Annotated in this window: 10 protein-coding genes; 1 reads left to right on the top strand and 9 read right to left on the bottom strand. The window is 63.0% G+C overall.

Annotation, left to right across the window (positions count from 1 at the left end; all coding sequences use genetic code 11):
- Window positions 1–389: 389 nt before the first annotated feature.
- The 9 genes from ACMFWR_RS16585 to ACMFWR_RS16545 all read right to left on the bottom strand — a co-directional run bounded on the left by ACMFWR_RS16585 (window position 390) and on the right by ACMFWR_RS16545 (window position 12,451).
- Window positions 390–2,519 (bottom strand): ATP-binding cassette domain-containing protein, encoded by a 2,130-nt coding sequence (locus ACMFWR_RS16585; protein ID WP_413192688.1) that lies wholly within the window; start codon window positions 2,517–2,519, stop codon window positions 390–392.
- Window positions 2,516–3,379 (bottom strand): ABC transporter permease, encoded by an 864-nt coding sequence (locus ACMFWR_RS16580; RefSeq protein WP_413192687.1) that lies wholly within the window; start codon window positions 3,377–3,379, stop codon window positions 2,516–2,518. Before ACMFWR_RS16580 ends, ACMFWR_RS16585 begins: the two co-directional genes overlap by 4 nt.
- Window positions 3,376–4,317: an ABC transporter permease gene (locus ACMFWR_RS16575; protein ID WP_413192686.1), complete on the bottom strand. Its 942-nt coding sequence runs from the start codon at window positions 4,315–4,317 to the stop codon at window positions 3,376–3,378. The genes ACMFWR_RS16580 and ACMFWR_RS16575 overlap by 4 nt, the downstream gene beginning before the upstream one ends.
- Window positions 4,318–4,343: 26 nt before the next feature.
- Window positions 4,344–6,023 (bottom strand): ABC transporter substrate-binding protein, encoded by a 1,680-nt coding sequence (locus tag ACMFWR_RS16570; protein WP_413192685.1) that lies wholly within the window; start codon window positions 6,021–6,023, stop codon window positions 4,344–4,346.
- A 220-nt stretch (window positions 6,024–6,243) separates the two neighbouring features.
- Complete coding sequence (locus ACMFWR_RS16565) at window positions 6,244–7,530, bottom strand: EAL domain-containing protein (protein ID WP_413192684.1); 1,287 nt, start codon at window positions 7,528–7,530, stop codon at window positions 6,244–6,246.
- A gap of 662 nt (window positions 7,531–8,192) precedes the next feature.
- A complete protein-coding gene (gene fusA / locus ACMFWR_RS16560; protein WP_413192683.1) occupies window positions 8,193–10,298 on the bottom strand; it encodes an elongation factor G in 2,106 nt (701 codons plus the stop codon).
- 184 nt (window positions 10,299–10,482) lie between these two features.
- Window positions 10,483–10,929, bottom strand: coding sequence for a DUF192 domain-containing protein (locus ACMFWR_RS16555; RefSeq protein WP_413194934.1), 447 nt, complete (start codon window positions 10,927–10,929; stop codon window positions 10,483–10,485).
- A 343-nt stretch (window positions 10,930–11,272) separates the two neighbouring features.
- Window positions 11,273–11,470: a hypothetical protein gene (locus ACMFWR_RS16550; protein ID WP_413192682.1), complete on the bottom strand. Its 198-nt coding sequence runs from the start codon at window positions 11,468–11,470 to the stop codon at window positions 11,273–11,275.
- A gap of 417 nt (window positions 11,471–11,887) precedes the next feature.
- Window positions 11,888–12,451: a pseudouridine synthase gene (locus tag ACMFWR_RS16545; RefSeq protein WP_413192681.1), complete on the bottom strand. Its 564-nt coding sequence runs from the start codon at window positions 12,449–12,451 to the stop codon at window positions 11,888–11,890.
- 262 nt (window positions 12,452–12,713) lie between these two features.
- Here ACMFWR_RS16545 and icd point away from each other — a divergent pair, with 262 nt between their 5' ends.
- Window positions 12,714–13,961 carry an NADP-dependent isocitrate dehydrogenase gene (gene icd, locus ACMFWR_RS16540; protein WP_413192680.1) on the top strand — a complete coding sequence of 416 codons (1,248 nt, stop codon included), beginning with the start codon at window positions 12,714–12,716 and terminating at the stop codon, window positions 13,959–13,961.
- Window positions 13,962–14,154: the final 193 nt, after the last annotated feature.

Genomic DNA, 14,154 nt, shown 5'->3' with positions numbered 1-14,154 from the left:
ATCGAGTGTTCTTGTCCGAGGATTTAGCGATATCCATGCCATTGGCTTGAGAGCCTTGTTGCATAAGACAACGCATGAAAGGCGTCAGGTAAACAAGCGAGTCAAACCACTAAAAACGTTTCAGCGCTGAAACGGGTAGAAGCGACTGAAACGAGAACGATGTGCAACTCGGATAAGTGCAGATGAGAGAGCTGAAAAGATAGTGGCGCTCGGAGGGGCAACGACGGGGCAACGACATGGCGACGTTGATGCGACGGGGGATTCGACACGGGATTTGATACAGAAATTGACACCGGATGTGACGGGGGGCGACAGGGGGGCGATAGATGTCTCTGGTGCCTGAAGAGCGTCACACCCCCCGGAACCGTTCAAGCGGCAGTATCAGACGCTCAATACAGGTGGCAACGTACGGTGTGCGTGCCGCTGATACGGATGTCCGAAGGGCGCTCGCGTTCGCAGCGTTCGCCGAGCGACGCGACGCAGGATTTCGCGTAGACGCAGCCGGAAGCTCCGGTTGTGCCGGGCGAAGCCGGCGTGCCCGGGCGTGTATCGGCAGGCGTCGCAGAGAGAGACGGTCCACCGGGGTCACCCGGTTCACCTGAATCACCCGACTGACCCGACTGACCCGACTGACCCGATTGACCCGATTGACCCGATTGACCCGATTGACCCGATTGACCCGATTGACCCGATTGACCCGACTGACCCGACTGACCCGATTGACCCGACTGACCCGACTGACCCGATTCGTCGGGATCGTCTCCATGGCTGGCCGCGGGTGAAGCCTTTCGGTCAGAAGCCATCGCCGCGCGCAGCAGGGTCTCCGTATAAGGATGTCGCGGATGCTCGAGCACGTCCGCCGCCGGACCGGTTTCGACGATCTGGCCGCGGTAGAGCACCGCCACGCGGTCGGCGATGTAGCGAACCACCGCGAGGTCGTGCGAAATGAACAGGTAGCTCGCCTGCTGTGTGCGTTGCAATTCGACGAGCAGGTTCAGCACCGCCGCCTGTACAGAAACGTCGAGCGCCGACGTCGGCTCGTCGCACAGGACGATCCGGGGTTCGCCGGCGAACGCGCGGGCAATCGCGACGCGTTGCTGTTGCCCGCCCGACAGTTCGCGTGCGCGAGCGTTGAGCCGCGTTTGCGGAAGGCGCACGGCATCGAGCAGCGAGCGAACGCGCTGCTCGCGCGCAGCACCGCGCAGCTTCGAGAGCTTGCCGACTGCACGGCCGAGGAGCGTGCGCACGCGATGCGCGCGATTGAGTGCGCTCTGCGGGTTCTGAAACACGCTCTGCAGCGCGGAGACCTGCGATCGCGAGCGCCGCTCGACGCGCGCGGGCAGCGTGGCACCGTCAAGCATCAGCGTTCCGTCGTCCGGCTCGATGAGTCCGGCGACGATGCGGGCGAGTGTCGTCTTGCCCGATCCGGACTCGCCGACCAGGCCCAGGGTCTCGCCTCGATTCAGCGTGATCGATACGTGGTCCAGCGCACACACGGTGTCCTTGCCGACGCGGTACGACTTGGACAGCGCCTGAGCCTCGAACATCGGGCGAGCCTGGTTGCGACCTGGGTCGACCCGTTCCGTACTCGCCGCCTCAGGGGCCCTCGGTATTGCCGGGTCCTCCGCAGCGTCCCGGGTGACGCCTCCGCTGCGCTTCGCCTGAATGTCCTCGAGCGTCGGCAGGGGTCCGTCCAGATGCGTCTGACCCAGCGTCGGCACGCAGGCAAGCAGCGCGGCGGTATAGGGGTGCGACGGATGGGCGAAAAGTCGCGCGGGCGTGTCTTCCTCGACGAGCCTGCCGTGCTGGAGTATGCCGACGCGATCACACAAGCCGGCCACCAGCGGCAGCTTGTGACTGATGAACAGCAATGCAGTGCCGGAAGTGCGCCGCAACGTATCGACCAGTGCGACGATTTCGGCTTCGACCGTTGCGTCGAGACCCGTCGTCGCTTCGTCGAGAATCAACAACGCCGGCGATTTCGCAAGCGCCATGGCAATGACGGCGCGCTGCTGCATGCCGCCGGACATCTGGTGCGGAAACGAAGCGAGCGCACGTTCGGGCGATGGCATGCGCACGCGGCCGAGCATGTCGAGCGCGGCAGCGTGTGCGGCGTGTCCGCGTACGCCGGCGAGCTCGAACGATTCGATGAGTTGGCGACCGACGGTCAGCGTCGGGTTCAGCGCGCGGGCCGGGTCCTGATAAACGAAGGCCAGCCGGTCCTGCCGAAGCTCGCGCAGTGCACGCGGCCCGAGTGCCATGACATCGGTACCGGCGACGGAGATACGGCCCGTTTCGACACGTGCCTCACGGGCGAGATAGCGCGCGATGGCCATCGCGACCGTGGACTTGCCGCTGCCCGATTCACCGACGAGACCGTATGCTTCGCCCGCACCGATCGTGAACGACAGATCTTCGATCGCGACGATGCGCGAGGAAGCCTCACGGCCCGCGCGATAACTGATACGCAGGGACTCGACGGACAGCGGCGCGACGTCGGCGTGACGGGTTTCGCTCATGCGTCGACCACCGCGCGGATGCTATCGGCCAGCAGGTTCACGCCGACCACGAGCGACGCCGTCGCGAGCGCGTCGAAAACGACGGTCCACCACGCGCCTCCGGCGATCAGCGGGTAGTTTTCCGCGATCGCGAGTCCCCAGTCGGGCGACGGCGGCTGGATGCCGAAGCCGAGAAACGACAGCGTGGCGACCGTGAAGATCGCATAGCCGAGGCGCACCGTCGCTTCGACGATGATCGGGCCGAGCACGTTGGGGAGGATTTCGACGAGCATGATCGATACCGCATGCTCGCCGCGCAGCCGCGCGGCCGCGACGTAGTCGAGGTGGACTTCACCGAGCGTCGCCGCGCGCACCGTGCGCGAAATGATCGGCGCAAAGACGACACCGATCACAACGATGACGGCGGAGTTCGAGCTGCCGACGGCGGCCAGCACAAGCAGGGCGACGATGACGAGCGGCAGCGCGAGCGTCGCGTCGACGAGGCGGCCGAGCACGTCGTCGAGCCACCCCCTCCAGTACCCCATGGCAAGCCCGAGCAGTGTGCCGAGCGCCGTGCCAAGCAGCGTCGCGAGCGGCGCGATCAGCAGGATGTCGCGCGCACCCGCGATCACGCGTGCGAACACGTCACGCCCGAGCGCGTCGGTGCCGAACCAGTGGTCGTGCGATGGCGGAAGCAGCGCGTTGAGCGGGTCGGCGGCATAGGGGTCGTGGCCAAAGCCGTGCGCGCCGCCCAGCGCGCAGACCAACCAGAACAGGACGATCAGCAGCCCGATCCGGAAGCTTGCGGAGCGCAGCAGCGCGGGCCATGTCGTTGAAGGCGATGGTGATGCAGGCGAAGAAGAAGGCGCTTGGGCACTCATTGCGTATCCCCCTCGCGCAGCCGCGGATCAATGAGCCGGTAGCACAGGTCGGCCATCAGATTGGTGAGCACATAGACCGCGCCGATCGCGAGCACGCCCGCTTCGAGCAACGGAAAGTCGTGCCCCTTCGCGGCATCGAAAACCAGCCCCCCGATGCCCTGATAGTGAAACAGGGACTCGACGACAACGAGGCCTCCGATCATGTAGCCGAGCTGAGTCGTCGCGACGGTGATCGTCGGCAGCAGCGCGTTGCGCAGCACATGTCGCCAGAGCACGACCGGGAAGGGCAGGCCTTTGAGGATGGCGGTGCGCGTGTAGTCCGATGCGAGCGCGTCGATCATGCCCGTGCGCGTCATGCGTGCGAAATAGCCGAAGAAGACGAAGACAAGCGGTAACGCGGGCAGGAACAGATGCCCGAGCGCGTCGAGTGCGCCGGCCCCCGGCGGGGCGGTCGCGCTCAATGGCAACCAGTCGAGCCAGACCGAGAATACGAGGATCAGCACGATCGCCGAGACAAACTCGGGAACGACCGCCAGCGTGGCGCCGCTCATCGTGATCAGACGGTCGAGCCAGCCATCGGCGCGCAACGCGGCGACGACGCCGGCCATGATGCTCAGCGGCACGACGATCACAAAGGCAAGCCCGGCAAGCTTGAGCGAGTTCAGCAGGGCGGGCCAGAGAAACGAGGCGACGGGCGCGCGATAGACGAGCGACGTGCCGAGATCGCCGTGTGCGAGACCGCCGATCCAGTGAACGTATTGACCGATGACCGGACGATCGGTGCCGAGCGAATGATTTAACGCCGCCACGGCCTGGGCGTCGGCGAGCGGGCCCAGGATCGTGCGCGCGACATCGCCGGGCAGCCACTGGCCGGCCGCGAAAACGAGCACGGACAGGACCCACAGCGTGACGATCGAGAGCAGTATGCGTTTAAGCATCGTGACGTGAGTCTGCGGCGCCGCGGTCAGCCAATCGACGCACGTTCAAGATAGAGCTGAGAGATCGCGCTGAAGCGCACGCCGCTCACCGTGGCTGTCGTTGCGGTCAACGCGTCGAAGAAATACGGGATCGCTACCGGTGTTTGCGCGAGAAGCAGGTTCTGGATCTGCGCGGCGGCCTTGCGCTGCGCAGGCAGATCGAGCGCGCCGACATACTCGCCGACATAGCGGTCGTAGTCCGCGTTGCGGAAATGCGCGGCGTTCCAGGGGCCGTTGCTCGTCAATGTCGCACTCAGAAACACGTTCGGTATGCCTCGATGTCCATAGTCGGTGATGCCCAGCGTCGAGTCGAGCCAGTCCGATTTGCCAAACGCGGCAGCGCCGTAATAGGCGCTTTGCGGTTCGACCTTGAGCGTCACCTGAATGCCGATCTGTTTGGCCGCGTTCTGCACGAGCACGGCGAGGTCGCTCATTTCCTCGAAGCGCTCGGTCGTCAATGTCACCGCGAATCCCTTGGCGACCCCTGCTTCACTGAGCAGTTGCCGTGCCCGGGCAAGATCGGCGTGACGCTGGGGCACAGAGGCATCCGTCGACGCGAAGACCGGCGCGAACGGGCTGTCATTGCCGAGCTGCGCGCGGCCACGGAACAGGCCGCGTGCGATCGCGTCGCGGTCCAGCGTGAGCGCCAGCGCCGCGCGTACACGTGCATCGGCGAACGGTCCCTGATCGCAGCGCATATGAATCTGCCGATGCGAACTCGATTTGACGGCGAGCACCTTGAACGCCGGATTGTTGAGCATCGACAAACCGCTGAGCACGGTCATATTCGGCATCACGTCGGCCTGGCGTCCTTGCATTGCGAGCAACTGGGCCGGCGCGTCGGCATAGAACACGAACTGCACGCGATCGGGAATCGCAGGCGAGCCCCAGTAGGTCGGGTTGCGCACGAACGTGGCACCGCGTTGCCGCTTGTATTGCTCGAGCCTGAACGGACCGGTGCCGATAAACGTCTTCTCGAAGTCGCCCGCATACGAAGCCGGCAGGATCACGGCGTTGTAGCTGTCCGATGAAACGTAATAGGGAAAGTTACCGTTCGGCGCATCCAGATGGAATTCGACGGTGCGCGCGTCGACCGCACGGGTCCCGCCCTTCGACAGGACGCCCTTGAACACCGACAGGGCCGCGGAACCGGTCGCGGGATCTGTCAGGCGGTCGAATGTCGCGACGACATCCTTCGCGTTCAGGACCTGGCCATCGTGGAACTTGACGCCGTCGCGCAACGTGAACGTCCAGACATCGCCTTTCGCGTTCGGATGCCACGCCGTGGCCAGCGAGGGCACGAGCTTGCCTTGCTCGTCGTCGACAACGAGGTAGTCGCACGTCTGATTGAGCAGCGGTACAGAAGCCGGGTCGGAGATCGTCAGCGGGTCGATCGCGCCTGCCGGCGTCAGGCCGGCGACACGGATCAGCGGGGTCGGACGTGCGGGTGTCGCAGAGCCGGAAGGCGAAGCCGTGGTCGCCGACGCGGCAAGCGCATCGCGTGCGGACGTGAGTCCAAGTGCGGCACCCATCCCCGAGAGCCCTATGACGCTCGCATAGCGGAGCAGCGTGCGCCGATCGATCCGGCCGCTGAGGCATTCATCGAGCGCGGCGTCGCGCAGGGCCTGAAGTTCGCGTGAAATCGGACGGGCGGGCTGATCGGGCATGGGCTCGGCGAAGAGGGTTTCACTGCGCGGGCCGCATCCCGGAATGAGCGGCGTGCCCGCGCGCGAGCCATGTTAGCGCAAAGCGCGCGCGGATGAGGCACCGGCGGTCATCGAAGGGGCGGGGCGCATGCGTGCGGCTCGGACCAGACCGGGGGCGTTCAAACGGGATGTCCGTGGTTCTGCGGACGTCCCGTTCATGGGCGAGACGGGGTGCCTGTGTTCAGGCTTCCGTCGAGGTCGGCACGTCGTTGAGATCAGTCGGCTGACGCGGCTCCCAGTCGATATCGCCGCAGAGCACGCATTGTTCCGTGCCGATCGTAATGGCAATCGACAGCGTCACACATACCGAGGCTTCAGTAATGGACAGATACGGTCGGGTTGCTTGCACGCGGCCCGGCTCGTTCATCGCACCGCGGAAGTAAGGGCGGCGCAACCAGCTTGCGCCGTGGGCGTCGGACACCGGAAGGAACCTTGCCTCGCGCGCCGACGGACGCGTGTGCGACATGACGTTGCCGCCAATCTGGCGGCCGCGCGAGTCGAGCAGATAGCAACGCTGCGCATCTTCGAGCGACAGGAAATTCCAGCAGACCTGGTCGAGCGCCTCGCCCGACGAGAGCTTGGTCGCCGCGCCTTCGAGTGCGCGCATATACGGCGCGAGTCGCAGATGGCGTTTGCGTTCGGTGCGTTCGGTTTTCTCGCGATACGCCTCGAGCAGCGTCTGCAGCACGACGCCCGAGGCGTGCGTGTCGACCGGCGCCGCTGCGGGCCGCGAGAAATAGCTGCCTTGTACGAAATCCGCGTCGGCTTCCATCGCCAGCAGCGCTTCGCGCTCGGTTTCGATGCCTTCGATCAGCACGAGCTTGCCGGCTTCGTGGAGCAGCGAAACGAGACCCGGCAGCACGCGGGCGACCTGGGCGCGCTGGCTCGCGTGGAAGACGATGTTGCGATCGAGCTTGACGATGTCCGGGTCGAGTTGCCAGATCCGGTCGAGATTCGAATGGCCCGCGCCGAAGTCATCGAGCGCAATCAGGAAGCCGTACTGGCGGAAGATGCGAACGCCCTCGGCGAGCTTGCGAAGGTCGGCCGCCTGACGGTCCGACACCTCGAGCACGATGCGTTGCGGCTTCAGTCCCAGGCGGCGAAGTTCGGAGAGCAGTGCCGCGCATTGCCACTGGTCGGCGAGCGCGGCGGGATGAATGTGAACGAAGAGCCACTCGCGATCGCAGTGCAGATTGCGGAAGTTGTCCAGATGCAGTGACTGCGCGAGGCGGTCGAGTTCAAGCAAATCGCCGAGTCGTGCAGCGCGTCCGAACACGTCGAGCGGCGACACCGAGGCATCGAGCGAGTTGTGTGCGCGCAGCAGCGCTTCGTACCCGGCGGCGCGCATGTGGGACAGACTGAACACAGGCTGGAATGCGCTATACAGCGTGAGCTCGCCGTAGCGGACCTGTTTTTGTGTGCCGTCGCTCGACGTTGTCGCGTGCGGGCGTTCTGACGTCACAGCCATTGAATATCTCCCGGTTCTTGCCCTGCTGCGGATTGCAAGCAGCTTGCACGGTTAAAAGCAAGGACCGTGCTCAGCAATATCGCGCAATGATATGAGAAAAGCCGCCCTCTTGCCCATGATCTGTGCGAGACAAGGCAACAATACGCGAGCCCCGGGTCCCGTATGTGTCCGGGCGCACACAGACGGTGCGTGCCGTCGAGATCGTGGTGCGGCGCGCCTCACGGGCTTGCGGCGGGCGCGCTGGCATGTCGGCGCACAGGTCTTTGATGGAGTGTCTGCGCGTGCGGCGTTCGCAACAATCGGTGCCGTTGCTAGTCGGACGCGTGCGGCGTTGGAGGATCGAGCAAGTCGTGTGTGGACGGGCAGGGTGCCGCCAGGGAGGTGGCGGCAAACGGGGTGGACCAATCCGGGGGGACCAATCCGGGTGACACCAATTAGGTGTGGTACCTAACAAGGTGGTGCCAAACGGGATGGCCAAAGAAAAGGCCCGGCCGGACGAGCGAATCAGGGATTCGCCGGTCCGCCGGGCCATGGTGTCGGTCCGGAGGTCCATCGCGCATCGGCTCGATCCGCTGGACCTGCCGAAGCCGCTCAACGCGGCTCTGCGTTCGAGACCGGGAGGGTGGATGCCCCCCGATCGTCGATGCGGTCAGACTGCGACCTTACTTCGCCTTCGCGCTGATCACCGCTTCCGCGACGTTGCGCGGCGCTTCGGAGTAGTGCTTGAACTCCATCGTGTACGTCGCACGACCTTGGGTCAGCGAACGCAGCGACGTCGAGTAGCCGAACATTTCTGCGAGCGGCACTTCGGCGCGCACGATCTTGCCGCCGCCGCCCGCGATGTCCTCCATGCCTTGCACGATGCCACGGCGGCCCGACAGGTCGCCCATCACGTTGCCCATGAAGTCTTCCGGCGTTTCGACTTCGACGGCCATCATCGGCTCGAGCAGGATCGGCGTTGCGCGGCGCATGCCTTCCTTGAACGCCATCGAGCCGGCCATGCGGAAGGCGTTTTCGTTCGAGTCGACGTCGTGGTACGAACCGAATGTCAGCGTCGCCTTTACGTCGACGACGGGGTAGCCCGCGAGCACACCCGCCTTAAGCGTTTCCTGAATGCCCTTGTCGACGGCCGGAATGTATTCGCGCGGAACGACACCGCCCTTGATCGCGTCGACGAACTCGTAGCCCTTGCCCGGCTCCTGCGGGTCGAGCGTCAGCACCACGTGACCGTACTGGCCGCGACCGCCCGATTGCTTGACGAACTTGCCTTCGACATCCTTGGCGCTGGCCTTGATCGTCTCGCGATACGCGACCTGCGGTTTGCCGACCGAAGCCTCGACGTTAAATTCGCGCTTCATCCGGTCGACGAGAATTTCAAGGTGAAGCTCGCCCATGCCCGAGATGATCGTCTGACCCGATTCTTCGTCGGTCTGAACGCGGAACGACGGATCTTCCTGAGCCAGACGGTTCAGGGCGATCCCCATCTTTTCCTGGTCAGCCTTGGTCTTCGGCTCGACGGCCTGCGAAATCACCGGCTCCGGGAATTCCATGCGCTCGAGCACGATGACCTTGTCGACGTCGGACAGCGTGTCGCCGGTCGTCACTTCCTTGAGGCCGACAGCTGCCGCGATGTCGCCTGCGCGCACTTCCTTGATTTCGCTGCGCTCGTTCGCATGCATCTGAAGGATCCGGCCGATCCGTTCCTTCTTCGCTTTGGCGGCGTTGAGCACGGTGTCGCCCGAATTCACGACGCCCGAGTAGACGCGGAAGAACGTGAGCTGCCCGACGAACGGGTCCGTCATGATCTTGAACGCGAGTGCCGAGAACGGCTCGTCATCCGACGGGTGACGTTCGGCTTCGTTGTCGTCCTCGTCGTGGCCCTTGATCGAGGGCACGTCGATCGGCGACGGCAGATAGTCGATCACCGCATCGAGCATGGCCTGCACGCCCTTGTTCTTGAACGCGCTGCCGCACAGCATCGGGACGATCTCACCCGCGATGGTGCGCGCGCGCAAGGCGGCCTTGATTTCGTCTTCGCTCAGCGCATCGCCGCCGAGGTATTTCTCGAGCAGTTCTTCGCTCGATTCAGCGGCGGCTTCGACCATCTTGTCGTGCCATTCCTGAGCCGTCGCCTGCAGTTCCGAAGGGATGTCCTTGTACTCGAAGCGCACGCCCTGATCGGCGTCGTCCCAAATGATCGCCTTCATCTTGACGAGGTCGATGACGCCCTGGAAATGATCTTCAGCGCCGACCGGAATCTGGATCGGCACGGCATTGCCCTTCAGGCGGTCGACGATCTGGCGCTGAACACGGAAAAAGTCCGCGCCGACACGGTCCATCTTGTTGACGAACGCAATGCGCGGCACGCCGTACTTGTTGGCCTGACGCCAGACGGTTTCCGACTGCGGCTGCACGCCGCCGACCGAGTCGTAGACCATGCATGCGCCGTCGAGCACGCGCATCGAACGTTCGACTTCAATCGTGAAGTCGACGTGTCCCGGCGTGTCGATGATGTTGATCCGGTGTTCGGGATAGTTGCCCGCCATGCCCTTCCAGAACGCGGTCGTCGCGGCCGACGTGATCGTGATGCCGCGTTCCTGTTCCTGCTCCATCCAGTCCATCGTCGCGGCGCCTTCGTGAACCTCGCCGATTTTGTGGTTCACGCCGGTGTAGAAGAGGATGCGCTCGGTGGTGGTGGTCTTGCCGGCGTCGATGTGCGCGCTGATGCCGATATTGCGGTAGCGCTCGATGGGGGTCTTGCGGGCCACGGAAATCTCCTTTCGGATCGAATGTCGCCGGATGTGCGGCCGCCTGGCCTGCGTGCTGCCGTTGTCTTCAAGCGTTTCTGAAGGCTTCGGCGACCCGCGGGCGGCCGCTGTTCGGATTCGTCATGTCCGGCGAATCTTTCAAGCATAGCGCGCCTCGAAGATTCGCGTATGACCGACCGTTTATTTAACGGGGCAGTCCTTGCATCTGCATGCCGGCCTTGATGCCGTTGGCCGAGAACCAGCCCTTGGCCATTTCGATCGCGTACTTGCCGCTTTGCGTCGGGCAGTGATTGTCTTCCGTCTCCGCGGCCATTTCCTGGATGTCGGTGATCGTACCGTTGTCGGTGATATAGGCGATCGACAACGGGATCTCGGTGTTCTTCATCCAGAAGCAGTGATAGGCGATTTCGTCGAAGATGAAGAGCATGCCTTCGTTCTTGCCGAGCGACGAACGGAACATGAGGCCTTGCTCACGATCGGGTTGCGTGGCCGCGACTTCAGCGGCGATCTTGATGCCATTGACGGTCAGCGTGACCTGCGGGAATTCGCCCTTCTTCTTGAAGTTGGCGGGCATCTCGGGGGCGAGCGGTTGCGCGGCGGCGGCATGGCTGCCGATGGTGCCGGCCAGCATCAGCGCGGTAGCGGCAAGCAACGCGGTGCGGCGGGTACGGTGGCTCAGTGTCTTCAGCAGGGCGGCGCTCACAAACAGACTCCTTCTCGTGGGGTTCCGGCGGTCCGGCGTTCCGGTTATCCGGCTGTCCGGCTGTCCGGTTCAGGGTACCCGCGGATGTTACGCAAAGCCGATTAAAAGACAAAGAGACAAAGAGACAAAGCCGCGTCAACACAGCGAAACAAAAGAAAAAGGCAGAGCGCCATCAGCGATCTGCCTTTCAACACCGTGTGGACGGCGATACAACATGCTATTCACAACACATCGGATTCTTGCGAAGCCGACGTTATCGCATCGCGCGAATTTACTTCGCTGCGCTAGCTGCCGATGCTTCGACTGCTTCCGAAGCCTTAGCTGCCTTCTTCGACTTCTTCGAGTGCTTGTGCGTCGAAGCCTTAGCCGTCGTAGCGCCCGATGCAGCGACCGGAGCCGACGCTTCGTTTGCAACTGCAGCACCAGTAACGAACAGGCCAGCAACCAGAGCGACGATCATCTTGTTCATGTGTTTACTCACGTAGTATCGATTTGTTTGGCTCAACAACCCCCCAGCGGAGTCATGAGCAATAACGCGCCGTCCACCTTTCGGTTGACACTTCTTTAACGCACCTCGCGGCGTGTTTCGAAGCGTTTGCATGAGCATCCTGAGTACTGCGCGTATCAGGGTTCCCCTGCCAATGCCGGACAGCATTTCAATGCGGCATCCGGGCGATTAACGTGCGATCGAATCAGTCGGTTGACGCCTTGCAATGAAGAAACACAGCTATCTTTTGCGGTGCGACGAATAACTTCGGAGAATTGAAAGGGGTGTGAAAGCAATGGGCTTTACGACAAAGCTTTTTACGCTGTTTTGCGGGATTTGTTGGGTAATTGTAATGATGGCTTGCGAGGATTATTAATTGCCTTTGCAACTAATAATGCATCAGGACTTCCAGGGCGCGCGTACATCGACATCGCACCATTGCCCCGGGGCGAGTCCGAGCGCGAACAGGTCGAGCGCGCCGATCGATACCCGCACGAGCCGCAGTGTCGGAAAGCCGACGGCGGCCGTCATGCGGCGCACCTGGCGGTTTTTGCCTTCCGCGATCTGCACTTCGATCCACGACGTCGGAATCTGCGCGCGATAACGCACAGGCGGTATGCGCTCCCAGAGATGATCCGGCGCATCGATGCGCCTTGCACGACACGGTTGTGTCACATAGTCGCCCAGGTCGACGCCGCGTTCGAGCGCGCGCAGCGCGTCGTCGCTGACAGCGCCGTCGACCTGCGCCCAGTAGCGTTTGACAAGTTTGTGACGGGGTTCGGCGATGCGCGTCTGCAAGGCGCCGTCGTCGGTCAGCAGGAGGAGCCCTTCGCTGTCGGCGTCGAGCCGTCCCGCCGGATAGACACCTGGCACGTCGACGTGCGCGGCAAGCGAGGGCCGCGATTCGTGAGGCGAGAACTGGCAGATCGTGCCAAACGGTTTGTTCAAAGCGATCAGGCGCATGGTGAGAAGCAGGCCGGCAAGCAGCAGCGCATGGCAGAGGCCCGGAGTTTACTTCATAATGGCCCACGCTATTCCTGGGTCTTATATAAGACTTGTGCGCCAACCGATTCGATCGCCGCAGCGAGTCTCCCGCAGGCGTGGGCTAGAATAGCCGCCAGCTGGATTGCCGCAAACAAGCTGTGCGCAGCACGCACGCGCAGGCGTGCAACACGATCCGCCCTCTCCCCCGAACTGCACCCAAGAAGATCATCTGGAGTCGACTATGCCGTATCAGCACATCAAGGTTCCGGCTGGTGACAAGATCACCGTCAACAAGGACTTTTCGCTCAATGTGTCGGACACGCCGATCATCCCGTATATCGAGGGTGATGGCGTCGGGGTGGACGTCACGCCAGTCATGCTGAAGGTCGTGGATGCGGCTGTCGAGAAGGCGTACGGCGGCAAGCGCAAGCTGTCGTGGATGGAGATTTTCGCCGGCGAAAAGGCGACCCGGGTCTACGGCGAGAACGTCTGGATGCCTGATGAAACGCTCGATGCGGTGCGCGAGTACATCGTGTCGATCAAGGGGCCGCTGACGACGCCGGTGGGTGGTGGCATCCGTTCGCTCAACGTGACCTTGCGCCAGGAGCTCGACCTCTATGTGTGTCTGCGCCCGGTGCAGTATTTCAAGGGCGTGCCTTCACCCCTGCGCGAACCGGACAAGACGAATATGGTGATCTTCCGCGAAAACTCGGAAGACATCTACGCGGGCATCGAGTGGGCGGCCGATACGCCGCAGGCCAAAAAGGTCATCAAGTTCCTGCAGGACGAGATGGGCGCCAAGTTCCGTTTTCCGGAAACCTCGGGCCTCGGCGTCAAGCCGGTTTCGCGGGAAGGGACGGAGCGGCTGGTCCGCAAGGCCATCCAGTATGCGATCGACAACGGTCGCCGCTCGGTGAGCCTCGTCCACAAGGGCAATATCATGAAGTTCACCGAAGGCGCGTTCCGCGACTGGGGCTATGCGCTGGCACAGAAGGAGTTCGGCGGCGAGCTGATTGACGGCGGTCCGTGGATGCGGGTCAAGAATCCGAATGGCGCTGACATCGTCATCAAGGACGTGATCGCCGATGCATTCCTGCAACAGATCCTGATGCGGCCTGCCGAATATGACGTGATTGCGACGTTGAATCTGAACGGTGACTACATTTCGGATGCGGTTGCCGCGCAAGTCGGCGGCATCGGCATCGCACCGGGCGCGAATATGTCGGATTCGGTGGCGATGTTCGAGGCCACGCACGGCACGGCCCCGAAATACGCCGGCATGGATTACGTGAATCCGGGTTCGGTCATTCTGTCGGCCGAAATGATGTTGCGGCACATGGGCTGGACGGAAGCGGCCGACATCATCATTCGCTCAATGGAAACGTCGATTCAGCAGAAGCGCGTGACGTATGACTTCGCGCGCCTGATGGAAGGCGCCGTGCAGGTCTCGTGCTCGGGCTTCGGTCAGGTCATGATCGAGAATATGTAAGCGCACACTCGCTGCGATCGTTCAGGGTTCGACGCGAACGATCGCGAGTGTCTGCCTTGCCTAAAACACCGTTATTGAAACCGGGGTTTCAGTTTTCAGGAATCCTGCCGTTAATACGGATAAGGCGGGCAACAAAAAAACCCGGCGCTCAACGCGCCGGGTTTGCCAATCGATAAAGCAAAAGCACCCCCCT

Source organism: Pararobbsia alpina, from assembly GCF_965118125.1.
Taxonomy (GTDB): Bacteria; Pseudomonadota; Gammaproteobacteria; order Burkholderiales; family Burkholderiaceae; genus Pararobbsia; species Pararobbsia alpina_A.
Note: the sequence above shows the minus strand (reverse complement) of the source record. Positions and strands in the feature narration are given on the sequence as shown.

What these genes read in the sequence shown, in the direction of transcription:
- ACMFWR_RS16575 (WP_413192686.1), bottom strand. Translation starts at nt 4,317, where the DNA reads ATGCTTAAACGCATACTGCTCTCGATCGTCACGCTGTGGGTCCTGTCC.
- ACMFWR_RS16570 (WP_413192685.1), bottom strand. Translation starts at nt 6,023, where the DNA reads ATGCCCGATCAGCCCGCCCGTCCGATTTCACGCGAACTTCAGGCCCTG.
- ACMFWR_RS16545 (WP_413192681.1), bottom strand. Translation starts at nt 12,451, where the DNA reads ATGCGCCTGATCGCTTTGAACAAACCGTTTGGCACGATCTGCCAGTTC.
- ACMFWR_RS16550 (WP_413192682.1), bottom strand. Translation starts at nt 11,470, where the DNA reads ATGAACAAGATGATCGTCGCTCTGGTTGCTGGCCTGTTCGTTACTGGT.
- ACMFWR_RS16580 (WP_413192687.1), bottom strand. Translation starts at nt 3,379, where the DNA reads ATGAGTGCCCAAGCGCCTTCTTCTTCGCCTGCATCACCATCGCCTTCA.
- icd (WP_413192680.1), top strand. Translation starts at nt 12,714, where the DNA reads ATGCCGTATCAGCACATCAAGGTTCCGGCTGGTGACAAGATCACCGTC.
- ACMFWR_RS16585 (WP_413192688.1), bottom strand. Translation starts at nt 2,519, where the DNA reads ATGAGCGAAACCCGTCACGCCGACGTCGCGCCGCTGTCCGTCGAGTCC.
- ACMFWR_RS16565 (WP_413192684.1), bottom strand. Translation starts at nt 7,530, where the DNA reads ATGGCTGTGACGTCAGAACGCCCGCACGCGACAACGTCGAGCGACGGC.
- ACMFWR_RS16555 (WP_413194934.1), bottom strand. Translation starts at nt 10,929, where the DNA reads ATGCTGGCCGGCACCATCGGCAGCCATGCCGCCGCCGCGCAACCGCTC.